The following is a 25,849-nucleotide window of genomic DNA, read 5'->3' on the forward strand; positions in this document are numbered from 1 at the left end:
TGACGCCGTGTGACGCGGGGCGGCCGTCAGCCGTCGAACGCGTCGAGCACCGCCGCGGCGGACCGCGCGACGAGGGCGTCGTCGTAGGCGGTGTCGGGGGCGTTGCGGGTCGTGAGGACGGCGATGACGATCGGGCCGCCGTCCGGCCGGGTCACGCGCGCGACGTCGTTCCGGATGCCGCCCGCGCCGCCGGACTTGTCGACCACCGTCCAGCCCTCGGGAGCGCCGGCACGGACGAGGGTGTCGCCGGTGGCGTTGCCGCTCATCCAGTGCTCGAGCAGCGCGGTGTCGGAGCGTCCGAGCGTCTGGCCGTCGAGCACGGTGGCGAGCGTCGCCGCGAACGCCGCCGGGGTCGTGGTGTCCCCGGTGCTGCCGGGCTCGATCGTGTTGAGGGCCGGTTCGTCGTGCACGACCTCGGTGGTGCGGTCCCCGAGCTCCGCCAGTGCTCGGTCGAGACCCGCGGGGCCTCCGATGCGGTCGAGGACGAGGTTCAGGGCCAGGTTGTCGCTCTGCCGGACCGCGGCCTCGGCGAGCTGGGCGATCGTCAGGCCGTCGGCGACGTGCTCGCTCGTGACGGGGGAGTGGCCAGCGGCGGTGGCATCCGCCGCACTCCAGCGCACCCGCTCGTCCCGGTCGGCGCCGTGCACCGCGCGGAGGAACTGCGCCGCCGCGAACGCCTTGAGGGTCGACGCGTAGCCGAAGCGGCGGTCGCCGTTGTACGCGACGGTCTCGCCGGTGGTGGTGTCGGTCGCGACGACGCCGACGGTGGCGTCGTACTCCCGCTCGAGGTCGGCGAGGGTGCGGGCGACGGCAGCCCGGTCGGCGGCGGTGATGGTCCGGGTCGGCGAGGGCATCGGCGTCGGTGAGGACGGGGGTGTGCGCGTCGGTGACGGTGCGGCCGCGGTGGTGCCCGGGCTCCCGCCGCTGCAGCCGGTCAGGGCGAGTGCGGCGACGATGCCGGCGACGAGTGGGGCGGTGGCGCGCATGGCAGCACTCTCGCGTGCGGTCCTGGACGGTGCCCGCACGCTCCGGGGCCACACGCAGAAGGGCCGCCCGGTCGGGCGGCCCTTCGTGTCGGAGCGAGTGACGGGAATCGAACCCGCGCTACCAGCTTGGGAAGCTGGAGTTCTACCATTGAACTACACTCGCGCACCCCGCTCAGCGGGACGTCGCAAGCCTAGCGGATTCTGCGCTGGACGCCAGCCGAGTGCCCGCCGAGCGTGGCGCTGCCGACCCGCAGCGCGCCTCCTGGCCGGACCCGTGTCTCCGCTGTGAGCCGGTCCGTCTGACGGACAGGTGTCGCCCCCGTGTGTACCGTCCAGGTGGATCGAGCGACCCGCGAACCCGAGGAGGACCCGGATGGTCAGACATCCCCTCATCGACGACGTGGTCGGCCCCGCGATCGTGGTCGACTCGGCCTCGCCGGTGGTGTGGCTGACCGAGGCGCTCGCCTCCCTGCTCCGTCGGGCATCCGAGTCCGGACGCTTCGTCGTCCTCCGCACCGGGCCCGGCTCCGCGCTCACACCGGCGCTCCGGCACGCCCTCGGCGCGTACGGGGCCGCGTGGGCCGTCACCGATCCCGACGGCACGCTCCGCGACGGAAGGACCGGCGTCGCAGCCTCCCGCATCGAGGACTTCGTGCACCGCGGCCCCGAGCTCGTCGGTACCCCCTCGCCGGAGCACCCCGTCGCACGCGACTCGGTGCGGCAGATCAGCATCGACCTCACGCTGCGCCACCACGCCGAACGCGCGATCGACATCGGGTCCGCGATCGAGGCCCTCTGCGAGACGGTCGGCACCTGCCCGACGCGCTGGGGCACCGCCGAACCGCTCACCGTGCCTTGGGACCGCTGGGTCGTCACGCAGTACGCCAAGCACGAGGCCCCGGCGGTGTCGACGTCGTACGCCGTGGGCGAGGGCTTCTCGGCGACGATGACCGCGCACCTGCTCGACGGCGTGGTCGTCGAGACGATGTCCGCCGTGCTCACGATCCCCGAGGACGGCGCCGACCAGACGCTCGCGCCGCGGCTCCTCGACGCCGTGCACCGCGTCGCCGAGGACGTCGAACCCGTCTTCGGTGTGGTGATGCAGCGTCGTGGCGACGCCGACCACCTCGTCCGTGCCGTCTCGCACGGCGAACCCGCGCCGCTCGCGGTCGTGGTCGGACCCGAGGCGACCGAGTTCCTCGACCGGGACGGCGTGTGGCCCCCGCCCCGCACGACCACCTCGACGTTCGGCGGCGGCGGTCTCGTCGTGCGCTTCGACGACGGCTGGGAAGCGCTCGAGGCGTTCCTCGACCGCATCGACGAGGACCGGTTCCTGCAGCTCGTCGGTGGTGCCCCGCTCGACCCGGCGCACGACGAAGGCACGCTGGACGGCCACGTCGGGGACGGTTCGCACGTGTTCGGCGGTCACCGTGCCCCGTGACGTCACCCTGCTCTGCCGCGGGCCGGTGGAGACGCGCGACGTCGCCGAGGCGCTGCTCCTGCACGACGAGTCCTGGGGTGTCCGGGCGCTCGACGACGGCCCGATGATGCAGGTCTGCCGGGACGCCACGCACCCCGTGATCACGGTGCTCGCGGTGCGGCGCGTGGACGCCCTCGACGAGGTCGAGCGGATCCTGCCGGACGCCCCGACGCTGTCGACGCCGCTGTGGTGGGTGGACACCGTGACGCCCGAGGGGGCGGACGGCGAGTCCGGGATCTCCGCCGCGCTCGAGGCCGCGATGGACCTCGACGCGGTCTGCATCGTCCACGGCGACTGAGCGGACTCCGCGCGGGCGTCGCGCGCCGCGCCCCGTCAGTCGCGGTCGTGCATCGCCGCGAGGCGCTCGTTGTACGCCTTGAGGTCCGCGTCCCCGTCCCGTTCCGCCTTGCGGTCGAGGCGCTTCGCGTCACGGGTGTCCGACCTGACCCAGTTGCGCACGACGAGCAGCGCGACGAACACCATCGGCAGCTCGGACGCGCCCCACGCGATCCCGCCGCCGGTGTGCTGGTCGGCGAGGAGTGCGGCGTCGTTCGTCTGCCCGAGCGCGTGGAACCAGTCGATCGCGAAGACCGACTCCGACGTCATGACCGCGACGCCGAAGAACGCGTGGAACGCCAGGGTCGCGAGCAGGGCGATGATGAGGATCGGGTACTGCGGCCGCTTCGGGCCCGGGTCGACGCCGACGAACACCCAGAAGAACAGGTACCCGCTGAACACGAAGTGCACGATCATCGCCACGTGCCACTCGTGGGACTGCATGGCGTACTCGTACGCGGGCGTGAAGTAGAACACGACGAGGGACCCGGCGAAGATCACCCCGGCGACGGCCGGCTTCGCGAGGAACTGCATGTACCGCGAGTGCGTGAAGAGCATGAGCCACTCACGGGCACCGCGCGAGCCGTCGTTCCGCACCGGCAGGGTCCGCAGCGCGAGCAGCACCGGGCCGCCGAGCACGAGCGGCAGCGGCACGAACATCATCAGCAGCATGTGCTGGAGCATGTGCGACGAGAAGTGGATCATCCCGTAGACCGCCGGCCCCGCCGAGGTCGTCCAGATGAACAGCGCGCACCCGAGCAGCCATGCGATCGTGCGTCCGACGGGCCACTTGTCCCCGCGCTTCCGGAGCTTCCGGACGGCGAGCAGGTACCAGCCGGCACCGACGACCGCGAGCGCCAGCCACACCCAGTCGATGTGCCACTGGGTCAGGTAGGTCTGCACGGTCTGCGCGGGCGGGTACGGGAACCCGATGAGTCCGGAGCGGGTGTCGTCCCCGGTCTCCGGCGTCTGCGGGATCGGCGGCTGCGAGCGGGAGACGGCGACGGAGACCCCGATGGCGATCGCCATGAACACGATCTCGGCGAGGGCGAACCGCACGAACACCCGGCGGTCGAGCGGCGCGCGGAGGAGCCCCGGCACGAGCCGCCGCCGCTGGACGACCCCGGCGAGCCCGAGCAGCACGAGGATGGCGGCCTTGACGGTGATGAGCCACCCGTAGGTCGTCGTGAACAGGTCGAGCGGGCCGGTCAGGCGGAGCGACGCGTTCACGATGCCCGAGAAGGCGACCGCGGCGAACGCCCACCCCGCGAGCGTCGAGTACCGCGACACGACCCGACCGGTGGCGCCCTTCGTCCGGGTGCGCAGGACGAGCACGGCGACGAGGCCACCGGCCCAGACGCAGACGGCGACGAGGTGGACCGCGAGCGAGTTCACCGCGTTCGCGTGCTCGAGCGACCCGGCCGCGTGCCCGGACAGTGCGAGCGGCAGCAGGGCGAACAGCCCGGCGACCGTCGCCACCGCGAGCGTCGTCACCCGGGTGGCGAAGGCGGCGACCACGGTCGCGACGAGGATCGCCACGGCCGACACCACGAGCGCCTGCCCGATCTCGACCTGGAACGCGAAGAGGGTGAAGTTCCGCGCGAACACCGGGTTCGTCAGCGGGACACCGAGGGTGTTCGCGCCCGTCAGCACGATGCTCACCACGGCCGCGAGGAACCACACCGAACCCGTCGCGGCCGCCCAGCGCGCGGCGCGGTGCTGCACGCTCGACATCGCCCGGTGGTCCTTCTTCTGCGCCGGGAGTGCGAACGCCGCGACGACGAGCAGGCCGATCGTCAGTGCCGCCATGGTGTCGTGCACGACGCGCGCGACGGGCAGTCCGTACTCGACGAAGTCGCCGGCGGACACCAGTTGCTGGTTCGCGGTGAAGGCGCCGGTGAGCGTCATCCCGAGGATCGAGCACGCCACCGCGAGCGGGACGGCGACGACGAGGACCGTCGCGACGGTGGACGTGCGCGCGGTGACGGGCGCCGATTCCGGCGCCGCGCCTCCTGGCTGGGTTTCGGGTGACGTGACGGTCATGACCGTCCAATCGTAGGCGTGTGGGCCTGGAGGCGCGGCGTGCGTCGCGCGCACCGGCTGCGGCCCGCCTCAGGTCACGACGTCAGACGCGGCGCTCCCAGATGCCCTCGCTCCCGACGCCCACGAACCCGACCGCCTCGTTGACGTCGAGCATCGGGCGGTTCTCCTCGGCGTTGAACGTGATGATCGAGGGTCGCCCCGGGAAGTCCTGCTCGACGCGTTCGATCCCGGCCACCTTGAGCAGCCAGCCGAGCCGGTGCCCGCGGTGCTCCCGCAGCACGAGGGTGTCGCCCTGCATGACCGGCTGGTGCACCGCGTCCGGTACTGCCAGCTGCGTGAAACCGGCCAACGTGGTGGTCGGGAGGTGTTCGACCGCGACCGTGACCATCGTGCGCGGCGAGCGTTGCAGCTGCGCCTCGTGCTCCTGCAGTCGCTCGCGCGTCCAGACGTCCTCCGGCTCCTCCATGTCGCCCTCGGGAGCGTCGGTGCTCATCCGGGTCTCGAGCAGCGCGATGCCGTCGAGCCACTGCTCCGGCGTCGGCCCGGCCCACGCGTGCACCCGGTAGTCGGGCCCGGCGGCGGCCGCTGCCCGGTCGTGGAGCTCGCGCACCACGGAGTGGTCGGCCGGCAGCGCCAGGCGACTGATCCGGTTGACCTGCCCGAAGCGCCAGCCGCGCCCGCTGAGGAACCGTGCGCCGGCTTCGTCCTCGGGCACGGCGCCGTGGCCGGTGGGCGGGACGAGGTACCCCGGTCCGGACGCAGGCCCGACCTGCCGTGACACCGCGCACGTCTTCCACTGGGTGCGACCGTCGTCGCGGGCGATGCCCTCGAGGTGCTCGGCCAGCAGCGTGCCGATGCCCCGCCGCTGGTGGTCCGGCGCGACGGCGACCGCGATCCAGCAGTTCGGGGTCCCCGGTGCCTGCTTGGTGTCGTAGGAGCCGGCGGCCACCACCTCGCCGTCGGGATCGCGCACGACGAAGAGGCGACTCGGTGCCTCGGGGTCGAGCAGGTACGGCAGCTGTTCCTCGGGCGTCCAGAGGATCTCGGGCAACCGGGTGACGGCGACCTCGGCGGCGTTCTGCACGCGGACCCAGTCGCGGAAGGCCTGCACCGTCACGGCGTCGTCGTCCATGGTGGCGGGCACGTCGAGTTCGTGCACGGTGTACGCGGTCATGTCGGTTCCTCCTGGCCGTGTGACGCCGCCCGACGCTGGGCAGCCTCGCAGCTTACCGGTGCCGTTCCGCTGCCGCTAGGCTCGTCGCGTGCTGCTCTCCGACCGCGACATCACCGCCCAGCTGGCCGAGGGCCGGATCGGCCTCGACCCGTACGACGCCTCGCTCGTCCAGCCGTCGAGCATCGACGTCCGGCTCGACAAGTTCTTCCGGTTGTTCGACAACCACAAGTACCCGCACATCGATCCGGCGGTCGACCAGCCCGACCTGACCCGGCTGGTCGAGACCGACCCGGACGAGGCGTTCGTCCTGCACCCGGGGGAATTCGTGCTCGGGTCGACGTACGAGGTCGTCACGCTGCCCGACGACATCGCGGCACGGCTCGAGGGCAAGAGCTCGCTCGGGCGCCTCGGCCTCCTGACCCACTCCACGGCCGGCTTCATCGACCCGGGCTTCTCCGGGCACGTCACCCTCGAGCTCTCGAACGTGGCGACCCTGCCGATCAAGCTCTGGCCGGGCATGAAGATCGGCCAGCTCTGCTTCTTCCAGCTGTCGAGCCCGGCCGACAAGCCGTACGGCTCCGCCGAGTACCAGTCGCGGTACCAGGGGCAGCGCGGTCCGACGCCGTCGCGCTCGGCGCAGAACTTCCTTCGGACGGACGTCTCCCGCCGCTCCTGACCGGCACCCGGGTGGACGTCGGACGTCAGACCACCGCGACGTACTCCCGGATCAGCGCAACGAAGCGTGGCCCGGCGATCCCGGAGTCCGCGAATCGTGCATCGGCCGGCCTGATGCTCCGGAGGGTTCGTGCGGTGTCCAGCCGGCGCCCGCTCACCGGTTCGGTGTCGAGGGCCCACCCGCCGACGGCGGCGGCACCGTGTGCATGACGGATCTCCAGCAGGTGCCCGAGGTCTGCGAGGTCCTTCGTGGAGCGGCGCGAAGCCCAGGCGTACGTCTTGAGGATCGTCGCCATCTCGACGGTCGGGACCCGGGCCACGAAGCGCTCTTCGCGACCGTGGGTGTCGACCACGGTCGTGTCGACCTCGATCGGGTCCTGTGCGAGGACAACGTCGAGGCCGGGACTCGCGTCGAAGTGCCGCCCGCCGAGGTGCCGTGGGCGAAAGCGTCCGTCGAGCGACTCCACGAGCAGGTCGATCGTTCGGCCGTCCCGCTCGAACCGGTTTCCGGCGGTTGCCCGGTACCCGTCGGCGAGCAGCCTGTCGACCACGTCACCGCGGGCCGCGATCTCAGTGCTCACGCCCGCGTCAGCGTCGACGGTCCGCCGCGCCGCGAGGCCGTCGACCGGGAACGCTGTCAGGAGCAGTCCGACCATGTGGCCTCCGACGATGCGCGCGGCGCTGCGATCGGCGATCGCGCGTACTGCGTCACCGAGCGAGGCGAAAGCGAGTTCGTCGGCGACCGAGGTGCACGGGACCACCACGCTCACACGGATCACCGTTCGTCCCGCCCGTCGAGCGTGACGCGGCGCAGTGCCAAGACCGCGTCGTCGCGGTCGGGACCCCGGGAGTTGGCGACCTCCCATGCCGTGACCAGCGGATCCGTGAGCGTCGGTGCGCCGTGCGGGTCCCAGGCTCGAGCGGTCGCGAAGACGGTGGGATCTGCGGGGACGACCACCGCGAGCGTCTCGTCACCGGGTGGTGCCGTGGTGAAGCGTGCCGCGAGGTCGAGGTCGGCCTCGCTGTAGAGGACCGCGACGACCGGGCGACGAACCGGCGCGAGGGTGTCGGCGGCCGAGTCGCCGGAGACGAGCACCGAACGTGACTCGGAGCGCGCTGCCTCGACTGCCCGCTGCCGCTGGAGGTCGAGCGCGGCCACGCTCGTCCAGCGTCGGCGTACCCCCGACGGGCCCGGGTACGCCGACAGGAACTCGTCCCACAGTGCTGAGGCATCACGACCGACCCATCCTCCGGCCGTTCGCTCCACGCCGAGGCTGTGCAACGCGGGCAGGGCGAGCGCGATCGCCTGCTGGGTGACGCCCGTCTCGCTCGCGAGTTCGGACTGTGTTCGCGGAGCGCCGGTGCGCACGAGCGCTCGCATCAGCGCGAACCGTCCCCAGGGCGTGCGGCCGCGTGAGCCACGCACCGGGGCCGGAACGGGCGTCCGCGACCACTCGGTGCCGTCGATCAGTACGGCACCTTGGTCGACGGCCGCGACGATCACCCGCGAGTCAGCGAGCGCGATCGCGCGGAGGGAGGCGGTCGATCGTGGAACGACGTACAGCAGCGCTTCAGCCGCCATCGCGCCTCGGCCGAGAGTGCCCAGCTCACGCATCACGCGCGCCGGGGTCGGAGGGGTGTCGAGCGCCCGGATGAGCACGTGGCGGAGCCCCTGCCGAGACGTCAGACTGGCGGTCCGTGACGAGGTCGCACGGACGGAGAGGTCCAGGTCGGGCGCAACTGTCTCGAGCAGCTCGAGGCCTCGCACGACGTCCATGGCGTGATCGTACAAGCAAAGCGGACGTCGAGAGGAAAAACTTGTATTCGGCGTAACGCGGCCCGCGATATCGCCCGACGCAATCTCCTGGACGCGGCACTCCGAATCGCAGGATGTGCGTAAAGAAATGTCGCATTCTGTGTATCGTGGCCGCATGTCCGCAGTACTCCCACGACCCGCGCCGCCAGTGTCGGCAGCCGGGCTCATCCGGGACGCCCGCCTCCGCGCCGAACTCACTCAGGTGCAGCTCGCCGACCGCGCCGGCGTCACGCAGAGCGTCATCAGCACCTACGAGAACGGACGCCGCGAGCCGTCCCTCGCCGCACTGCAGCGGCTCCTGCTCGCAGCGGGGTTCACGGCCGCGATCGTCCTGCACCCCGTCGAGGAACCGCCGCCCCTCCGCGAACGGGTGATGGCCGCACGGCGGGAACTCGTCGCGATCGTGCAGCGCCTCGGTGGCCGCAACCCCCGGCTCTTCGGCAGCGTGGCCCGGGGCGAGGACGGCCCGGCGAGCGACGTCGACCTGATGGTGGACCTCGACCCCGGGCTCGGCATCTTCGCGCTCATGCGGATCCAGGACGAGGCGGAACAGCTCCTCGGCGTGCGGGTGGACGTGGTGGACGCCGCCGGCATGGGCGCCGACGCCGTCCGGGACGCGGTGCCGCTGTGAGCCGCGACGTCGGGGACCTGCTCGACGACGTGATCCGTGCGTGCGGGGTGATCCGCGCCTACGTCGACGACGACGCACTGCCGGAGGGCCTCGTGTACGACGCGGTCCGGATGCGACTGGTCGAGATCGGCGAGGCGGTCCGGATGCTCCCGAGCGCGGTGACGTCGACCGAGCCGAGCATCCCGTGGTCGCGGGTGTCGCTCCTCGGCGAACGCCTCACCCGGCGGTACTTCGACACGACGCCGGCCGTCGTGTTCGGGACGGCCCGGGTGGACGTGCCGTCGCTCTGCGAGGCGGTCCACCGCCTGCGCGCCGCGCACGCAGCGCGCGGTGACCGTCGGGGCGCGGCAGGGGCAGCGGACCTGATGCGGTGACGGACTGGAGGCGCGGGTCGGCCCCGGACCGCGCCTCCAGTCCGAGCGTGCCCCCGCGCCGCGAACGCGGGACGGCCCCGTCTCGCCGGAGCGAGACGGGGCCGTCGTCGTGTGATCGGGGAGATCAGCCCTTCTTGGCGAGTGCCTCGAGGGTGTCGTTGCCCTTGTAGGCCTCGACCGCGTTCTCCTTGGTCACGAGGATCGGGGTGAGCTCGATCGCCGGGACCGTCTTGACGCCGTTGTAGTTGTTCGTCTTGTCGATCTTGGTGTCGGGCTTGTTGCCCTTCGAGAGGTCGGACACCAGGTCGATGGCGGCCTGCGCCTCCTCGGTGGTGTTCTTGTAGATCGTCGAGTACTGCGTGCCCTGCATGATGAGCGGGATCGACGCGGTCTCCGAGTCCTGGCCGGTGACGACCGGGTTCGGCTTGCCGGCGGCCTTCGTCGCGGTCAGGATCGCACGGGCGAGGGTGTCGTTCGGCGACAGGACGCCGTCGAGCTTGGTGTCACCCGAGTAGTACTGCGACAGGAGGTCCGTCATGCGGGACTGGGCGTTCTGCGCGAGCCAGCCCTTGGTCTGGACCTTCTGGAAGGTCTCCTGGCCGGACGTGACCTTGACGGTGCCGTCCTTGATCTTCGGCTCGAGGACGTTCATCGCACCGTTGAAGAACACGGTGGCGTTCGCGTCGTCCGCCGAACCGGCGAAGAGCTCGATGTTGTAGGGGCCGTCGCCCTTCTCGGCCTTGAGGCCGTCGAGGAGTGCCTGCGCCTGCAGCTGGCCGACCTTGTAGTTGTTGAACGCCACGTAGTAGTCGACGTTCTTGGTGTTCAGGATGTTGCGGTCCCAGGCGATGACGGTGACGCCCTTCGCCTTGGCGGCCTTGACCTGCGAGCCGAGCTGCGAACCGTCGGCGGCACCGATGATGACGACCTTGGCGCCCTTGGTGACCATGCCCGAGATCTGCGACTGCTGGTCCGGGACGGGGTTGCCGGCGTTGGCGTACTGGATGTCGGCCTTGAAGCCGGCGTCCTCGATCGACTTCTCGAACGCGGCGCCCGCGAGCACCCAGTTCTGCGAGGTCTTGGCCGGCAGGGCGACACCGATGAGGTCGCCCTTCTTGATCTCGGTGCTCGAGCCCGAGTCCGAGCCGGAGGTGCCGCGAGCCGAGCAGCCGCTGAGGGCGAGGCCCGCGACGAGCGCCAGGCCGATGCCGGCGATGAGCTTCTTGCGCATGTGAGTGCTTTCTCTTCGTTGAGGGGTGGTGCTGTGGTGAGGGGTTCGAGCGCCCCGGGAGCCCGGGGCGCCACGTCTTTACTGGGTGTTGACCTTGTCCGGCTGGTCCTGGATGGACTGCGGCTGCTGGGCTGCCACCGTGTTCTGCTCGGTGTCCTTCTTCTGGAACTGCCGCATCATGCCGCCGATGAGCGACGGGCGGCCCTGGGACTTCGAGTAGACGTCGAAGGCGACCGCGACGAGGAGGACGAGACCACGGATGATCTGCACCTTGTTCGACTCGATGCCCATGAGCTGGAGGCCGTTCGACAGGAGCGCCATCACGAGGCCACCGATGATCGACCCGGAGATCGTGCCGATGCCACCCGCGACCGCGGCGCCACCGACGAACACGGCGGCGATCGCGTCGAGCTCCCAGCCGGTGCCGTCAGCCGGACCCGAGGCGTTCGAGTAGCCGACGAACACCATGCCGGCGACCGCGGCGAGCACGGACATGTTCGCCATGACGAAGAAGTTGACCTTGCGGGCGCTGACACCGGAGAGCACCGCGGCGCTCGCGTTTCCGCCGACCGCGTAGACCTGGCGACCGAAGATCGTGTTCTTCGTGATGAAGCCGTAGATGATCGTGAGAACACCGAGGATGATCGCGACGATCGGGATCGAGGTACCGACGGGGCCGGCGCCGAACAGGTAGGTCGCGACGAGCGTGACGGCGACGAGGACGCCCGTGCGGACGATCGACACCCACAGCGGCGGGACCTCGGCCTGCATCTTCTTGCGGCGGGAGCGGCCGCGGGCCTCGATGACGATCAGGGCGATGATCGTGGCCAGACCGATGAGCAGCGTGCCGTTGGAGTACCCGAAGTCCGGGCCGAAGTCACCGAGGTAGCCGGCGCCGATGGCGTTGTACGAGTCCGGGGTCGGCACCGAGGTCGACTGACCGATGATCTGGTTCGCACCGCGGAAGATGAGCTGACCGGCGAGCGTCACGATGAACGCGGGGACCCGGACGAACGCCACCCAGAAGCCCTGCCAGGCACCGACGAGGGCACCGACGGCCAGGCCGAGGATGATCGCGGCCCACGCCGGCCAGTGCCACACGGACATCGACTGCGCGACGATGATGCCGACGAACGCCGCGACCGAACCGACCGACAGGTCGATGTGGCCGGCGATGATCACCATCACCATCCCCAGCGCGAGGATGAGGATGTAGGAGTACTGCAGGAACAGGTTGATGACGTTCGTCGGCTCGAGGATCAGGCCCTTGGTCGTGATCGAGAAGAAGATCACGATCGCGATCAACGCGATGATCATGCCGTACTGGCCGATGCTGTTGCCCTTGCCGAACAGCAGTTTCAGGTTCTTCATGAGACGAGAGCGCCCTTCCGCGCGGAGGTCATGCTGCGCATGAGCGTTTCTGGATCGGCCTGTTCCGAGGGGATGTCGGCCGTGATCTGGCCCTCGAAGATCGTGTAGATCCGGTCGGAGAGGCCGAGGAGTTCGGGGAGCTCGGAGGAGATGAGGATGATGCCCTTCCCCTCGGCTGCGAGCTGCTGGATGATGCCGTAGATCTCGAACTTGGCGCCCACGTCGATGCCGCGAGTCGGTTCGTCGAGGATGAGGATGTCCGGGTCGGTGAACATCCACTTCGACAGGACGACCTTCTGCTGGTTGCCGCCGGAGAGCTTGCCGACGTTCTCCTCGACGGTCGGCACCTTCGTGCGGAGCAGCTTCCGGTACTTCTCGGCGACGTTGTACTCCTCGAGGGAGTCCACGACGCCGGCCTTCGAGATCTTCTGGAGGTCGGCGGCGACGGTCGACCGCTTGACGGTGTCGAGCAGGTTGAGGCCGAGCGCCTTGCGGTCCTCGGAGACGTAGCCGATGCCGTGCTCGATCGCCTGCTGGACGTTGGTGACCTTGATCTCCTCGCCGTCCTTGATGATCTGGCCGCCGAGCCAGGTGCCGTAGGAGCGACCGAAGATGCTCATCGCGAGCTCGGTGCGGCCGGCGCCCATCAGACCCGCGAAGCCGACGATCTCGCCGCGCTTCACGTGGAAGTTCGAGCCCTTGCAGACCAGGCGCGAGGAGTCGAGCGGGTGCTGGACGGTCCAGTCGCGGACCTCGAAGAACGTCTCGCCGATCTTCGGGGTGCGGTCCGGGAAGCGGCTCTCGAGCGACCGGCCGACCATGCCGCGGATGATGCGGTCCTCGTTGACGCCGTCGCCCTTGACATTCAGCGTCTCGATGGTCTTGCCGTCGCGGATGATCGTGATCTCGTCGGCGATCTGCTCGATCTCGTTCAGCTTGTGGCTGATGATGATGCTCGAGATGCCCTTGGCCTTCAGCCCGACGATGAGGTCGAGGAGGTGCTGCGAGTCGTTCTCGTTGAGCGCCGCGGTCGGCTCGTCGAGGATGAGGAGCTTGACGTCCTTGTGCAGGGCCTTGGCGATCTCGACGAGCTGCTGCTTGCCGACGCCGATGTTCTTGATCTGCGTGTCCGGGTCGTCGGCGAGGCCGACGCGGGCGAGCAGGTCCTGTGCGCGGAGCTGGGCGCTCGTCCAGTCGATGACGCCGAACTTGCCCGGCTCGTTGCCGAGGAACAGGTTCTCGGTGATCGAGAGCTCCGGGATCAGCGCGAGCTCCTGGTGGATGATCACGATGCCGGACTGCTCGGACTGCTTGATGTCCTTGAACCGGACCTCTTCGCCCTCGAAGACGATCTCGCCGTCGTAGGTGCCGTACGGGTACACGCCGGACAGGACCTTCATGAGGGTCGACTTGCCGGCGCCGTTCTCGCCGCAGATCGCGTGGATCTCGCCGGCACGGACGCTGAGCGAGACGTCGGACAGCGCCTTGACACCAGGGAACTCCTTGGTGATCGAGCGCATCTCGAGGATCGTCTCGGGTGCGGTGATCGACCGGGTCTCGAGGCCGGTGTCGATCGGGGTTGACGCCACGGTGCATCTCCTTCTGCCGCTGCGATGCGGCAGTCCTTCGGGTGGTTCTGCGAGCGGCAGCGAAGGCACAGGAGGTCTGTGTGGACTTCGTTGTCGCGTCCGGAGATCCGCGTCGTGACGGTCATGTGACCGTTCACATCGGCGGAACGGAGGTAATACTACGCACGCGATCGGCGCGCCTGTCAATTCGGTTTGGTCGCGTTTGTGTAACGGGCCGCGTGATCTGGCGGAACCGGGCACCGCACGTCCCCCGCGTTGGGGTACCCGGGTGGGTCGATGACGGCCTGGAGGCGCGGGTCGGCGCCGCCCCGCGCCTCCCGTCTGCACACGGGCGCGCCCACCCCGCATGGGCGCCCGACGCGGCGCTCAGCGCTTGCGGGGGGCGCCCGTGGAGCCGCGCACCACGAGCTGGGGCACGATGTCGATCGGCCGGAGGACGGCGTCGTCGTCGCCGGGCAGGAGCAGGTCCACGCACCGTCGGCCGAGTTCGGCGAAGTCCACCTGCACGGTCGTGAGCGGCGGCCAGAAGTGCTTCGCCTCGGGGATGTCGTCGTAGCCCACCACCGACAGGTCCCCGGGGACGTCGAGGCCGTACGAGCGTGCGGCGTGCACCACCCCGAGCGCCATCGCGTCGTTCGAGCAGAAGATCGCGGTGCAGTCCCGCCAGCGCAGGAGCTCCCGGCCGGCGTGGTACCCGAAGTCTGCGGACCAGTCGCCCAGGATCGGCGGGACGACGGGCATGTCGCGGTCGGACATCTCGCGCAGGAAGCCCTGCATCCGGGCGTCCGCCTCGATCCAGTCCTGCGGTCCGGCGATGTGCCGGACGTACTCGTGCCCGAGGTCGAGCAGGTGCGCCGTCGCGAGCCGAGCGCCCTCCATCTGGTCGACCCAGAGCGCGGTCGGGTCCTCGCCGACGCTCGAGCGCATCGTGACGTACGGCGTCCGGATCCCGAGCTCCTCGATGAGGTCGAACACCCGCTGCTGCGGCGCGATGACCACGATCCCCTCGACGTCCTGGTCGAGCAGGTGCCCGAGGCCGTCGCGGACGGCGGTGTCGGTCGGCTCGGCGATGTTCGCCGTCGTCACGGAGTACCCGCGGCTGACCGCGGCGTCCTCGATCGCCTGCATCGTCACGGCCGGCCCGTAGTGCGAGCGCTGCGCGGTGAGCACACCGATCGTCCGCGTCCGGCTGGTGACCAGTGCCCGTGCGGCACGGTTCGGCCGGTACTGCAGCTGCTCCATCGCCGCGAGGACACGGTCGCGGGTCTCGGCCCGGATCGCGTCCGAGTTGTTGAGCACCCGAGACACCGTCTGGTGGGACACACCGGCAACCCGCGCGACGTCGCGGATGCTGGGCGACCGCGGTTGCTGTGCCCGCGTCGACGCCATTGCTACTCGTTTCCTGCCCGGGGCCGTGGCACGCCCATGTGCACGTTCACATTCCGAGCCAGATCATTATGCACGCCTCGAGTGTCCACGCCACCTGAGCCGTCGCTGCCTGGCCGGGTACAGGACGTGCCTAGAGCCAGTTGCGCTTGCGGAAGATCGCCCAGAGCACGCCCATCAGGGCGAGCATCCCGAGGATCGCGACCGGGTAGCCGTACCGCCAGTGGAGCTCGGGCATGTGGTCGAAGTTCATCCCGTAGACCCCCGCGATGAGTCCCGGGGCGAAGAGGATCGCGGCCCACGAGGAGATCTTCTTGACCTCCTCGCCCTGCCGGTGTGCGGCGCGTGCGAGCTGGCGGCTCTCCTCGCCCTGCGCGAGGCTGGCGCTCGTCATGCGGCGCATCGCCTCGTTCTGCTCCTGCGACACCAGGGTCGCGTGCAGCGTCAGGGCGTTCTCGAGCAGGGCCCGGAACGAGTCCACCCGCTCGGTGACCCGCAGTGCGTGGTCGAGCACGTTCCGCAGGCGGTGCTGGACCTCGTCGTCGACGCCGTACTTGTCGGCGCCGCGGAGCAGCCCCTTCACCATCGCGGGCACCGGCTTCGTGGCGCGCTGGAAGGCCAGGACCTCGCTGAGGAGCTGGTAGATCCGCTTCGAGACGCCGGGGTCGACCTGCCCGGCGAACAGCTGGTCCTCGATGGCGTCGACGTGGTCCTGCAGGATCTCGACCACGGGGGCGTAGCCGTCGACGACCTCGTCGAGCACGGCGGCGGTGACGGCTTCGGAGCCCCGGGCGAGGAACTCCGGGTCGGCCTCGACCCGGGCACGGAGCGCCGCCAGGTCGGGACGCTCGGCGTGCCGGACGCTCACCACGAACCGGTCGCCGACGAACAGGTGCACCTCGCCGAACTCGACGGTCTCGGCCGTGGTGTCGAACCACGCGGGCCGGAGCACGAGGAAGAGCGTGTCGCCGTACCGCTCGAGCTTCGCGCGCTGGTGTCCCTTGCGGGCGTCCTCCACCGCGTTCTCGTGCAGGTCGAACTCGGTCGCGACGGCCTCGAGCTCGGTGTCGTCGGGGCGGAAGAGCCCGATCCAGGCGAGGTCGCCCCCGGTGGCGAGCGACAGGGTCGACGGCGACCCGACGCGACGTCCCTCGACGTAGATCGCGTTGTCGATCAGTGCCATGTGCGTGCTCCTCTCGGGAGCAGGCAGGCGCGAAGTGACCCCGGAGTGGTCCGGGGGAGGGGTTGCTCAGCGAACGGGCTCGGCGACGACCGTCAGGGCCGGCCGGCCCGATCGAGAATGGTCACCCGACATCGCGCCTCACCTGCCCTTCTGCTGGTCCGTCGGCCGCGGTGCGCAGCCTCGTGGCCACACCCGTGACCGACGCTCGACCCTACTCCGTCGGGTCGGCGGAGCCAAGTGAACGAACGCTCACACACCGCTGCCTCGGCGGCCCGCGGTGGGGGTCAGCGGGTGATGTGCAGACCGGCCGTCGCGAGCTCGGTGAGCTGCCACCCGAGCCACGGGCTCCACGCGAACGGCGCACCGGCGACCGACTCGCGCAGCGCAGCCTCGGAGACCCAGGCGTACTCGGCGACCTCGTCGTCGGCCGGAGCCGGGACGTCGTCGGTGACTGCGCGGAAGACCGGGCAGACCTCGTTCTCGACGATCCCGGAGGCGTCGACGGCGCGGTACCGGAAGTCCGGCAGTACGAGCTCGACGTCGCGGACGGTGATGCCGAGTTCACGCGAGGCCCGTCGGGCGATCGCGTCCTCGAACGACTCGTCGGGACCGGGGTGGCCGCAGAACGTGTTCGTCCACACCCCGGGCCACGTCTTCTTGGACAGCGCACGACGGGTCACCAGGACGTCGCCGTCGGTGTTCCGCACGTGGCACGAGAAGGCCAGGTGGAGGGGCGTGTGGTCGGTGTGCACCGTGAACTTGTCCGCCGTACCGATCGGGGTACGGTCATCGGCCAGGAGCACCACGGATTCAGGGAAAGTCGTCATCTGCATCGATAGGTTAGGCCAATGAGCGAGGAAGCGGCCACCGTGGCGCACATCGACCTCGCGCTCGTCGACGACTGCCTCGAGCGCTTCTTCGCCGTGTCGTCGGCTCGCGCCGAGCGGTACGGACGACCGTCCGGGGAACTCTGGCGGGTGCTCCGCAAGGCGAGCATGGGCGGGAAGCGCTTCCGCCCGCGCATGGTCCTCACCGCCTACACCGGCCTCGGCGGCGACGACCTGCACGCGGCCGCGCACGTCGGTGCCGCGTACGAGCTGCTGCACACCGCGCTCGTCGTGCACGACGACGTCATCGACCGCGACTGGTCGCGCCGCGGCCAGCCGAACGTCGCCGGGTCCTTCCGCGACACCGGCACGACGGGCGGCCTGCCGCTGCCCACCGCCGAGCACCGCGGCATGAGCGCCGCGGTCATCGCCGGCGACCTGGCGCTCGCGGGCGCACCCCGGTTCATCGAGTCGGCCGGCGTCACGGGTGACCGACGTGCCCGACTGCTCGAGCTCCTCGACGAGGCCGTGTTCGCCAGCGCCGCGGGCGAGATGACCGACGTCGACCTCGCCCTCGGGGTGATGCCGACGGTGGACGAGGTCCTGCAGATGGAGCGTGCGAAGACGAGCGTCTACTCGTTCGAGGCACCCCTGCAGTCCGGCGCGGTGCTGGCCGGCGCCGCCGAACCGATCGTCGAGGCGCTCGGCGCCTTCGGCCGCGAGATCGGGATCGCCTACCAGATCGTCGACGACCTGCTGGGGGTCTTCGGCGACGAGGGCACGACCGGCAAGACCGTCCTCGGCGACCTGCGCGAGGGCAAGCGCACCATGCTGATCGCCCACGCCGCGACGACCGAGTGCTGGCCGGACATCGCGCCGTACCTCGGCGACCCGGACCTCAGCGAGGAGCGCGCGGCCGAACTCCGTGCGACCCTTGTCACCTGCGGCGCACGGGCCGCCGCCGAATCGCGGATCGCCGAGCACACTGCACTCGCCCGTGCCGAGCTCGCCGGACTGCCGTACGACCTCGCCGACCGCCTGGAGGCCCTCGTGACCGAACTCGTGGAGCGCGCCCGGTGAGCCACAGCCGAACGGAGCCGCGTCCCACGACCCGGCTCCCGCTCTACGACGCCACGGCCGAGGCCGCGTCGGGCGTCGTCATCGACCGGTACTCGACGTCCTTCGGGCTCGCCAGTCGGCTGCTCACGAAGGACACGCGTGAGCACATCCGCAACGTGTACGCCCTCGTCCGGGTCGCCGACGAGGTCGTCGACGGGCCCGCGACCGAGGCCGGACTCGACCACGACCTCGCCCGGACGGTCCTCGACGAGCTCGAGGCCGACACCGAGCGGGCGATCGCGCTCGGCTTCTCCGTCAACCCGGTGGTGCACGCCTTCGCCCGCACCGCTCGGGTCACCGGGTTCGGCCCGGAGCTCACGCGGCCGTTCTTCACCTCGATGCGGATGGACCTCGAGCGGACCGAGCACGACCAGGAGTCCTTCGACCGCTACGTGTACGGCTCGGCCGAGGTGGTGGGCCTGATGTGCCTGCGTGCGTTCGTCCACCGCGCCGGCCGGCCGACGTTCGACGGCACCGTGCTCGTCGACGGCGCCCGAGCGCTCGGTGCCGCGTTCCAGAAGGTGAACTTCCTGCGCGACCTGCACGCCGACTTCGAGGTGCTCGGCCGCTCCTACTTCCCGGGGGTCGACATCCGCAGCTTCGACGAGGCGACGAAGGACCGGCTGGTCGCCGACGTCCAGTCCGACCTCGACCGGGCCGCCCGCACCGTCCGGCTGCTGCCGGCCGACGCGCGGAACGCCGTCGGCCTCGCGCACGCGCTCTTCCAGGAGCTCAACGACCGCATCGCCGCCACGCCCGCCGACCGCCTGGTCACCACCCGGGTGCGCGTTCCGAACCCGGTGAAGGCCCGACTGGCCGCGCAGGTGCTCGCCGGACGCGCGCCGCTGCGGTCGCGCGCGACCCACCACCGGACGGGAGGCACGGCGTGACCCCGCCCCGCGCCTCCAGTCCGAAGGACGCCGGCACCACGACCAAGCGCAAGGTGCCCGCCCGACGTGCCGTCGTCGTCGGCGGTGGCATCAGCGGACTCGCGTCCGCCGCCCTGCTCGCGCGGGACGGCTTCTCGGTGACCGTGCTCGAGCAGCGCGGGCAGCTCGGCGGCCGCGCCGGGTCGTGGGAGCAGGACGGCTTCCGGTTCGACACGGGCCCGTCCTGGTACCTCATGCCCGAGGTGTTCGACCACTTCTTCCAGCTGCTCGGCACCTCGGCCGACGCCGAGCTCGACCTCGAGAAGCTCGACCCCGGGTACCGCGTGTACAGCGAGGGCTACGACGACCCGATCGACCTCCGCGCCGACAGGGAGGCGAACATCGCCCTGTTCGAGTCCGTCGAGCCGGGCGCCGGCAGACGGATGCGGAAGTACCTGGCCTCGTCCGAGGACACCTACGCGATGGCGATCCGCCGGTTCCTCTACACGACCTTCCAGGACCTCACGAAGCTCGCGGCCCCCGACGTCCTCCGACGGCTGCCGAAGCTCGCGCGCCTCCTCATCGAGCCGCTCTCCACCTTCGCCGAGTCCGCGGTCAAGGACCGCCGCCTGTGGCAGGTCCTCGGCTACCCGGCGGTCTTCCTCGGCACGAGCCCGTACGCGGCGCCGAGCATGTACCACCTCATGAGCCACCTCGACCTCGCCGACGGGGTGCTCTACCCGAAGGGCGGCATCACCGAGGTCATCTCCGCCGTCGAACGCGTCGCCCGCCGTGAGGGCGCGAAGATCATCGCCGGCGCCAAGGTCGAGCGGATCGTCGTCGAGGACGGTCACGTCACCGGTGTCGTCCACCGCGACCGCGCGGGCGCGCAGCACACGGCGCCCGCCGACCTCGTGGTGAGCGCCGCCGACCTCCGGCACACCGAGCTGCAGCTGCTCGACGCGGAGCACCGCACGTACCCCGCCGCACACTGGGCGAAGCGCGACCCGGGGCCGAGCGCCGTGCTCGTCTACCTCGGCGTCGACGGGCCCGTGCCGGGGCTGCTGCACCACACGCTGGTGTTCACCGAGGACTGGAAGGCGAACTTCGGCGCGATCTTCGGTGCCGACCGGCACGTCCCCGACCCGGCGTCGATCTACGTCTGCGCTCCGTCGGAGACCGACGCCTCGGTCGCCCCGCGGGGATCGAGCAACCTGTTCATCCTCGTGCCGCTGCCCGCCGACCTGTCGATCGGCAAGGGCGGCATCGACGGTGCCGGCGACTACGAGGTCGAGCGGATCGCCGACCGCGCCATCGACGTCGTCGCGGAGCGTGCCGGGGTGCCGGACCTCCGCGACCGGATCCGGGTCCGCCGGACGATCGGTCCCCGGGACTTCGCCGACGACTACAACGCCTGGAGCGGCTCGATGCTCGGGCCGGCGCACACCCTGAAGCAGAGCGCGTTCTTCCGCGAGAAGAACGCCTCGGCGAAGGTCGACGGGCTCTACTACGCCGGTGCCTCGACGATCCCGGGCATCGGGCTGCCGATGTGCCTGATCAGCGCCGAGGTGCTCCTCAAGCGCATCCACGGGGACACCAGCACCGAACCGCTCCCGGCACCGCTCCGGCGACCCGGCGCCACTGACTGATGCCCGGGCTCTACCTCGCCGGGCTGCTGGTGTCGCTCGTCGGCATGACCGTCCTCGACGCCCGGCTGCACCTGTTCTTCTGGCGGGCGCCGTGGCGTGCGGCGGCCGTGATGGTCGTCGGCGTCGCGTTCTTCCTGCTGTGGGACGTGATCGGGGTCGCCCTCGGCATCTTCTTCATCGGGCCGCAGAACCTGCTGACCGGGGTCCTCCTCGCGCCGGACGTCCCGCTCGAGGAGCTCTTCTTCCTCCTGCTGCTCTGCTACACGACCATGAACCTGGTCGGCTTCGTGCAGCCCCTCGTCGCGCGGGGCCTGCGGCGGGCCGAGCGGAGCCGATCGTGACCGGCTCCGGCGCGTACGCCCTGCTCGCGCTGCCGTTCTTCGCCGCGGTCGCGGTGGTCGCCGTCGCCGCCGGGGTCGTCGCCGCACGACGTGCTCGTGCCCGGGGCCGCCGCGCACCGACCGGCCGGCGGATCGCCCTCGTGACCGGGCTCGTCGCCGGCATCGCGCTGCTCGTCATGACCATCGTGTTCGACAACGTCATCGTGACGCTGCGGATCGTGGCGTACGACCCGGCGCTCATCAGTGGTGCGAAGATCGGGGCGATCCCGGTCGAGGACCTCGCGTACTCGATCGCCGCGATCGTGCTGCTCCCCAGCCTGTGGGTCCTGTTCGACCGACCCACCCGGCCATCCCACGAAGAGGAACCGACCCGATGAACGCGAGCACCGCCTCCAGGCCGTCGACCCTGCGCGCCCTGTTCGTGTCGTCCCGGCCGATCAGCTGGGTGAACACCGCCTACCCGTTCGGCGCCGCGTACCTGCTCGGCAGCGGGGTCGGCGTCGAGGGCGGCGGCGGGTTCTCGCTCGTCGCGTTCCTCGTCGGCGTCGTGTACTTCCTCGTGCCCTACAACCTGGCGATGTACGGCATCAACGACGTCTTCGACTACGAGTCCGACCTGCGGAACCCGCGCAAGGGCGGGGTCGAGGGTGCCCTGCTCGACAAGAGCGTGCACCGCACCACGCTGTGGGCCGTCGTCGTCACGAACGTGCCGTTCCTGGTCGCGCTCGTCGTGCTCGGCGCGGTGTCCGGCAACGGGCCGTGGTCGTGGCTCGTCCTCGCGATCAGCGTGTTCGCCGTCATCGCCTACTCGGCACCGGGGCTGCGCTTCAAGGAGAAGCCGTTCCTCGACTCGCTCACGTCGAGCACCCACTTCGTGTCGCCGGCGATCTACGGCCTGGCGCTCGCCGGCCCGCACTGGACCGGGCAGCTCGTCGCCGTGTGCGTGGCGTTCTTCCTGTGGGGCGTGGCGTCGCACGCGTTCGGTGCCGTGCAGGACGTCCTCGCCGACCGGGCCGGTGGGATCGGCTCCGTGGCGACCGTCATCGGTGCCCGCGCCACCGTGCGCCTGGCGTTCGTGGCGTACCTCGTGGCCGGCGTCGCGCTGCTGTTCTCGGCGTTCCCTGGTCCGATCGCCGCGATCGTCGTCGTGCCGTACGCCCTCAACGTGCTGCCGTGGTGGAACGTCACCGACGCGGGCGCCGAGTCCGCGAACGCCGGGTGGAAGCGGTTCCTCTGGATCAACTACCTCGCCGGGTTCATCGTGACGATGGCACTCATCGCGTACGCGTTCACGCACTGACCCGTGCCCTGACAGACTGGACGCACGCGCCGCGGGAGTCGTGGGGCGCCAGCCACGAAGGAGTGCACGCATGACGGTCCGGATCATCCACGTCGGTCTCGGAGGGTGGGGCGGCAACTGGGCCCGCACCGCCATCCCGGAGGTCACCGAAGTGGAGGTGGTCGGGATCGTCGACCCGGTCCTGGCGACACTGGACGCCGTGCGTTCGGACCTCGGCCTGCCGGAGTCGGCGGCGTTCGCGTCCCTCACCGAGGCGCTCGCCGGGGTCGAAGCCGATGCCGTCGTGATCACCGCCCCCGCCGTGACGCACGTGCCGCTCGCCCTCGAGGCGCTCGAGGCCGGCAAGCACGTCCTCGTCGAGAAGCCCTTCGCCAACACCACGGACGAGGCCGTCACCGCGGTCCGTCGTGCCGAGGAGCTCGGGCTCGTGCTGCAGGTCAGCCAGAACTACCGCTGGTACCCCGCACCCCGGGTCGTGCAGGACCTGCTCGCCGCGAGCACCGTCGGCGAGCTCTCGGCGATCAACGTCGACTTCCGGCAGTGGGACAACGACCTCGCGTTCGAGGAGCACCCGCACTACCGGTTCCCGCACGCGATGATCAACGACATGGCGATCCACCACTTCGACCTCCTCCGGATGATCACCGGTCGCGAGGCCGTCCGCGTGTTCGCGAAGTCGTCGTACCCGTCGTACAGCAAGTACCAGGACGAAGCCGTCGCCTCGATGATCATCGAGCTCGACGACGGCCTCGTGGTCAGCTACCGCGGCAGCTGGCTCTCGCGCGGCCCCCGGACGGCCTGGGCCGGCGAGTGGAGCATCCAGGGCGAGGACGGCGAACTGTGGTTCACGAGCCGCTCGGGGGAGCCGAACGCGGTGGCCGGGGACCGCGTGACGGTCCGCCGGACGCAGGACGACGAGGCTGAGGCGGTCGAGCTGCCGACGATGGCGCACACCGATCGGCAGGGCGGGCTGCAGGCGTTCGCGCGCTCGGTGTCCGGTGGTCCCGCGCCGGCGACGAGCGGTCGCGACAACCTGCGGAGCCTCGCGCTCATGGAGGCGGCGGGCCGCTCCGCGGCGTCGGGCCTGCCCGAGGACGTCGTCGTCCCGTCCTGACGCCCTGCGGGCCGGCCCACGGGTCGGTCGCTCCGGCGGCACGGACTGGAGGCGCGGTGCGGGCCCGACCCGCGCCTCCAGGCCGCCGTCCGGTCGCGCCCACCGCACGCCGCCGGCCGCGTCCGCCGTGCGCGGGACACGCCCGGGGCTGGACACGACCCCGGCCCGAGCGTGTACGAAATGGGGAATGGCCAAGGACAGTCTCCCCGAGCTCGAACTCGCGAACGTCCGCACACGTGAGGGCATCACGGACACCGTGACCGAGATCCGTCGTCGTGCGGACATCCCGGCGCGCACCCGCCTGGCGATCGCGAAGACCAAGCAGCGCTGGCACCGCGACCCCACCCCGCTCGTGGCGATGGGCGTGACCGCTGCAGCGGGTGTCGCGGCGATCGTCGTCGGCATCGCGATCCGCAACAACCCCGCCGGCCACCTCGCCGAGCCGCCCGCGTCGTCGGCCTTCACCGCGCTGCTGCCGTTCGGGGCCCGTGGTGGCGACGGCCCGGGCGCCGCCGAGCAGAGCCAGCCCGGACGCAAGGGGCGCAAGGCCCGTGCGAAGGCCGCCGAGGAGTCGCTCGAACGCGACCCGCAGCACCGCGCACGCGTCAAGCAGCGTGCCGGCATCGCCGCGGTCCAGCGCCGGGCGACGAAGAACCGCAAGCAGGCCGCCAAGCGTTCGAAGCAGGCACTGAAGGCGAGGGGGTAGTCCCGTGGCACGCGAGCAGCACAAGCCCGAACCCGACGACCCCCGCAAGCCCGACAGCCCGGCGGACCTCACCAAGCCCACGCTGGTCTACACGCTGAAGAAGACGCTCCGCGAGTTCTCCAGCGACCAGTGCACCGACCTCGCCGCGAGCCTGACCTACTACACCGTGCTCGCGCTCTTCCCCGGTCTGCTGGCCGTCGTGTCGATCCTCGGGCTCGTGTCCGACCCGAAGAAGACGATCGACACGCTGCTCGACCTCGTGAACAACATCGGGGGCAAACAGGTCGTCAGCCTGCTCCGGGACCCCATCGAAGGACTCGTCCGCTCGCCCGCGGCGCCGATCACGTTCATCATCGGTGTCGTCGGTGCGCTCTGGTCGGCCTCCGGGTACGTCGGCGCGTTCGGCCGCGCGATGAACCGGATCTACAACGTCCGCGAGGGGCGTCCGATCTGGAAGCTCCGCCCGACCATGCTCGGTGTCACGCTCTTCACCGTCGTCCTGCTCGTCCTCGGCCTGCTCGCGCTCGTGTCCGGCCCGCTCGCCCGCAGCTTCGGCGACGTGATCGGCCTCGGCGACGCCGCCGCGACGGTCCTGAGCATCGTGCAGTGGCCGATCCTGCTCGTCATCGCGATCATCGTCGTCGCGGTGCTCTACTACTGGGCGCCGAACGTCAAGCAGCCGAAGTTCCGGTGGGTGAGCGGCGGGTCGATCCTGGCCATCCTGATCCTCATCGTCGCCAGCGTCGGGTTCGGCTTCTACGTCGGGAACTTCTCGAACTACAACGCCACGTACGGATCCCTCGGTGGCGTGATCGTCTTCCTGCTGTGGGTGTGGATCACGAACAACGCGCTGCTCTTCGGCGCGGAGTTCGACGCCGAGCTCGAGCGTGGACGGCAGCTGCAGGCCGGCATCCGTGCGGAGGAGGACATCCAGCTGCCCGAACGCGACACCCGGCAGATCGAGAAGCAGGACGAGAAGCGCGCGCAGGACGTCCTCGACGGCATCAAGATCCGCGAGGACGCCGACCGCCGCTGACGGGACATTCCCGGTCGGGGTCGCTACGGTTCGCCCGTGCCGTCCTTCCTCGAGGGGCTCCCGTTCTGGTGGCTGGTCCTCGCGCTCTTCGTCGTGGTGGTCTGCCGCGCGCAGGCGACCTACTGGCTGGCACGGCTCGCGGTCACCGGCGCGGCGCGGTCCCGCTGGGGCCGCTGGCTCGACTCGGCGGCGGTCCGACGGGGTTCTGCGTTGCTCGACCGCTGGGGGCTGCCCGTCGTCACGGTCAGCTTCCTCACCGTGGGGCTGCAGACGATCATGAACGCGGCCGCCGGCATCGCCCGGGTGCCGTGGTGGCGGTACACGATCGCGATGGTCCCGGGGTGCGTGGCGTGGGCGTTCGTGTACGCGACGGTGGGGATCGCGCTGTTCTGGGCGGTGCTCGCGGCCTTCGCGGGGTCGCCGTGGGGCGTGATCGTGCTCGTCGTGCTGGCGGCGGCCGCCTCGGTCGCCGTGTGGACGGTCCGGCGTCGTCGCCGTCTCGCCGCGGACACGTCCCGGGTCTGACGGCCAGGAGGCGCGGTGTCGGCCCGCCCCGCGGCCGTCGTCCGGTTCTCCACAGTCCAGGAGGCGCGGTGCCAGCTCGCCCCGCGGC

26 protein-coding genes and 1 tRNA gene are annotated in these 25,849 nt (G+C 70.8%); 15 read left to right on the top strand and 12 right to left on the bottom strand.

Features of this window, described 5'->3' with window-relative positions:
• Positions 1-26: 26 nt before the first annotated feature.
• Both bla and QE359_RS05940 read right to left on the bottom strand, forming a co-directional pair.
• Positions 27-986 (bottom strand): class A beta-lactamase, encoded by a 960-nt coding sequence (gene bla / locus QE359_RS05935; protein ID WP_309778214.1) that lies wholly within the window; start codon positions 984-986, stop codon positions 27-29.
• 92 nt (positions 987-1,078) lie between these two features.
• A tRNA-Gly gene (locus tag QE359_RS05940) sits at positions 1,079-1,149 on the bottom strand.
• A 210-nt stretch (positions 1,150-1,359) separates the two neighbouring features.
• Between QE359_RS05940 and QE359_RS05945 the strand changes: the two genes are divergently transcribed.
• Both QE359_RS05945 and QE359_RS05950 read left to right on the top strand, forming a co-directional pair.
• The gene (locus QE359_RS05945) at positions 1,360-2,427 is read left to right on the top strand and encodes a DUF6177 family protein (RefSeq protein ID WP_070417121.1); all 1,068 of its coding nucleotides are present in this window, start codon (positions 1,360-1,362) and stop codon (positions 2,425-2,427) included.
• Complete coding sequence (locus QE359_RS05950) at positions 2,417-2,764, top strand: hypothetical protein (RefSeq protein WP_070417120.1); 348 nt, start codon at positions 2,417-2,419, stop codon at positions 2,762-2,764. Before QE359_RS05945 ends, QE359_RS05950 begins: the two co-directional genes overlap by 11 nt.
• A gap of 35 nt (positions 2,765-2,799) precedes the next feature.
• Here the strand turns inward: QE359_RS05950 and QE359_RS05955 are convergent, their stop codons facing one another.
• Both QE359_RS05955 and QE359_RS05960 read right to left on the bottom strand, forming a co-directional pair.
• Positions 2,800-4,845, bottom strand: a complete 2,046-nt coding sequence (locus QE359_RS05955; RefSeq protein WP_309778217.1) for a cytochrome c oxidase assembly protein — start codon at positions 4,843-4,845, stop codon at positions 2,800-2,802.
• Between the two features lie 82 nt (positions 4,846-4,927).
• Positions 4,928-6,019: a GNAT family N-acetyltransferase gene (locus QE359_RS05960; RefSeq protein WP_309778219.1), complete on the bottom strand. Its 1,092-nt coding sequence runs from the start codon at positions 6,017-6,019 to the stop codon at positions 4,928-4,930.
• Between the two features lie 88 nt (positions 6,020-6,107).
• Between QE359_RS05960 and dcd the strand changes: the two genes are divergently transcribed.
• Positions 6,108-6,695 carry a dCTP deaminase gene (gene dcd, locus QE359_RS05965; protein WP_070417116.1) on the top strand — a complete coding sequence of 196 codons (588 nt, stop codon included), beginning with the start codon at positions 6,108-6,110 and terminating at the stop codon, positions 6,693-6,695.
• A gap of 25 nt (positions 6,696-6,720) precedes the next feature.
• On the opposite strand, the gene QE359_RS05970 is transcribed toward dcd, so the two are convergent.
• Together QE359_RS05970 and QE359_RS05975 are read right to left on the bottom strand one after the other, a co-directional pair.
• The gene (locus tag QE359_RS05970; RefSeq protein WP_309778223.1) at positions 6,721-7,464 is read right to left on the bottom strand and encodes a hypothetical protein; all 744 of its coding nucleotides are present in this window, start codon (positions 7,462-7,464) and stop codon (positions 6,721-6,723) included.
• A 5-nt stretch (positions 7,465-7,469) separates the two neighbouring features.
• Positions 7,470-8,471: a hypothetical protein gene (locus QE359_RS05975; RefSeq protein WP_309778225.1), complete on the bottom strand. Its 1,002-nt coding sequence runs from the start codon at positions 8,469-8,471 to the stop codon at positions 7,470-7,472.
• 154 nt (positions 8,472-8,625) lie between these two features.
• Between QE359_RS05975 and QE359_RS05980 the strand changes: the two genes are divergently transcribed.
• Together QE359_RS05980 and QE359_RS05985 are read left to right on the top strand one after the other, a co-directional pair.
• Complete coding sequence (locus QE359_RS05980) at positions 8,626-9,141, top strand: helix-turn-helix domain-containing protein (RefSeq protein WP_309778227.1); 516 nt, start codon at positions 8,626-8,628, stop codon at positions 9,139-9,141.
• Positions 9,138-9,515 (top strand): HepT-like ribonuclease domain-containing protein, encoded by a 378-nt coding sequence (locus QE359_RS05985; RefSeq protein ID WP_309778229.1) that lies wholly within the window; start codon positions 9,138-9,140, stop codon positions 9,513-9,515. Before QE359_RS05980 ends, QE359_RS05985 begins: the two co-directional genes overlap by 4 nt.
• Positions 9,516-9,639: 124 nt before the next feature.
• Here QE359_RS05985 and QE359_RS05990 read toward each other — a convergent pair whose 3' ends face one another.
• From QE359_RS05990 to idi, 6 genes are all read right to left on the bottom strand, one after another.
• Entirely contained in the window at positions 9,640-10,746 is a 1,107-nt protein-coding gene (locus QE359_RS05990; RefSeq protein WP_309778232.1) for a substrate-binding domain-containing protein, read from the bottom strand.
• A 78-nt stretch (positions 10,747-10,824) separates the two neighbouring features.
• Positions 10,825-12,117, bottom strand: a complete 1,293-nt coding sequence (mmsB, locus tag QE359_RS05995; protein WP_070417112.1) for a multiple monosaccharide ABC transporter permease — start codon at positions 12,115-12,117, stop codon at positions 10,825-10,827.
• A complete protein-coding gene (gene mmsA / locus QE359_RS06000) occupies positions 12,114-13,637 on the bottom strand; it encodes a multiple monosaccharide ABC transporter ATP-binding protein (RefSeq protein WP_175473765.1) in 1,524 nt (507 codons plus the stop codon). Before mmsA ends, mmsB begins: the two co-directional genes overlap by 4 nt.
• A 435-nt stretch (positions 13,638-14,072) precedes the next feature.
• A complete protein-coding gene (locus QE359_RS06005) occupies positions 14,073-15,095 on the bottom strand; it encodes a LacI family DNA-binding transcriptional regulator (RefSeq protein ID WP_070417111.1) in 1,023 nt (340 codons plus the stop codon).
• A gap of 130 nt (positions 15,096-15,225) precedes the next feature.
• Positions 15,226-16,275 carry a magnesium and cobalt transport protein CorA gene (locus QE359_RS06010; protein WP_070417110.1) on the bottom strand — a complete coding sequence of 350 codons (1,050 nt, stop codon included), beginning with the start codon at positions 16,273-16,275 and terminating at the stop codon, positions 15,226-15,228.
• 284 nt (positions 16,276-16,559) lie between these two features.
• The gene (gene idi, locus QE359_RS06015; RefSeq protein ID WP_070417109.1) at positions 16,560-17,102 is read right to left on the bottom strand and encodes an isopentenyl-diphosphate Delta-isomerase; all 543 of its coding nucleotides are present in this window, start codon (positions 17,100-17,102) and stop codon (positions 16,560-16,562) included.
• A 21-nt stretch (positions 17,103-17,123) separates the two neighbouring features.
• Between idi and QE359_RS06020 the strand changes: the two genes are divergently transcribed.
• The 10 genes from QE359_RS06020 (at position 17,124) to QE359_RS06065 (ending at position 25,761) form a co-directional block, all read left to right on the top strand.
• The gene (locus tag QE359_RS06020; RefSeq protein WP_071303425.1) at positions 17,124-18,182 is read left to right on the top strand and encodes a polyprenyl synthetase family protein; all 1,059 of its coding nucleotides are present in this window, start codon (positions 17,124-17,126) and stop codon (positions 18,180-18,182) included.
• Positions 18,179-19,111, top strand: a complete 933-nt coding sequence (locus QE359_RS06025; protein ID WP_309778237.1) for a phytoene/squalene synthase family protein — start codon at positions 18,179-18,181, stop codon at positions 19,109-19,111. The genes QE359_RS06020 and QE359_RS06025 overlap by 4 nt, the downstream gene beginning before the upstream one ends.
• Positions 19,108-20,739, top strand: coding sequence for a phytoene desaturase family protein (gene crtI, locus QE359_RS06030; protein ID WP_309778238.1), 1,632 nt, complete (start codon positions 19,108-19,110; stop codon positions 20,737-20,739). Before QE359_RS06025 ends, crtI begins: the two co-directional genes overlap by 4 nt.
• Complete coding sequence (locus QE359_RS06035) at positions 20,739-21,080, top strand: lycopene cyclase domain-containing protein (protein WP_309778239.1); 342 nt, start codon at positions 20,739-20,741, stop codon at positions 21,078-21,080. Before crtI ends, QE359_RS06035 begins: the two co-directional genes overlap by 1 nt.
• Positions 21,077-21,457, top strand: a complete 381-nt coding sequence (locus QE359_RS06040; protein ID WP_071294389.1) for a lycopene cyclase domain-containing protein — start codon at positions 21,077-21,079, stop codon at positions 21,455-21,457. Before QE359_RS06035 ends, QE359_RS06040 begins: the two co-directional genes overlap by 4 nt.
• A complete protein-coding gene (locus QE359_RS06045) occupies positions 21,454-22,380 on the top strand; it encodes a prenyltransferase (RefSeq protein WP_070417104.1) in 927 nt (308 codons plus the stop codon). Before QE359_RS06040 ends, QE359_RS06045 begins: the two co-directional genes overlap by 4 nt.
• A gap of 70 nt (positions 22,381-22,450) precedes the next feature.
• Positions 22,451-23,494, top strand: a complete 1,044-nt coding sequence (locus QE359_RS06050) for a Gfo/Idh/MocA family oxidoreductase (protein WP_309778241.1) — start codon at positions 22,451-22,453, stop codon at positions 23,492-23,494.
• A gap of 187 nt (positions 23,495-23,681) precedes the next feature.
• Complete coding sequence (locus tag QE359_RS06055; RefSeq protein WP_070417102.1) at positions 23,682-24,200, top strand: hypothetical protein; 519 nt, start codon at positions 23,682-23,684, stop codon at positions 24,198-24,200.
• A 4-nt stretch (positions 24,201-24,204) separates the two neighbouring features.
• The gene (locus tag QE359_RS06060) at positions 24,205-25,236 is read left to right on the top strand and encodes a YihY/virulence factor BrkB family protein (protein ID WP_309778242.1); all 1,032 of its coding nucleotides are present in this window, start codon (positions 24,205-24,207) and stop codon (positions 25,234-25,236) included.
• Between the two features lie 36 nt (positions 25,237-25,272).
• Positions 25,273-25,761, top strand: coding sequence for a VTT domain-containing protein (locus QE359_RS06065; RefSeq protein ID WP_309778243.1), 489 nt, complete (start codon positions 25,273-25,275; stop codon positions 25,759-25,761).
• Positions 25,762-25,849: the final 88 nt, after the last annotated feature.

Source organism: Curtobacterium sp. SORGH_AS_0776 (assembly GCF_031453355.1).
In the GTDB taxonomy this organism is placed as follows: domain Bacteria; phylum Actinomycetota; class Actinomycetes; order Actinomycetales; family Microbacteriaceae; genus Curtobacterium.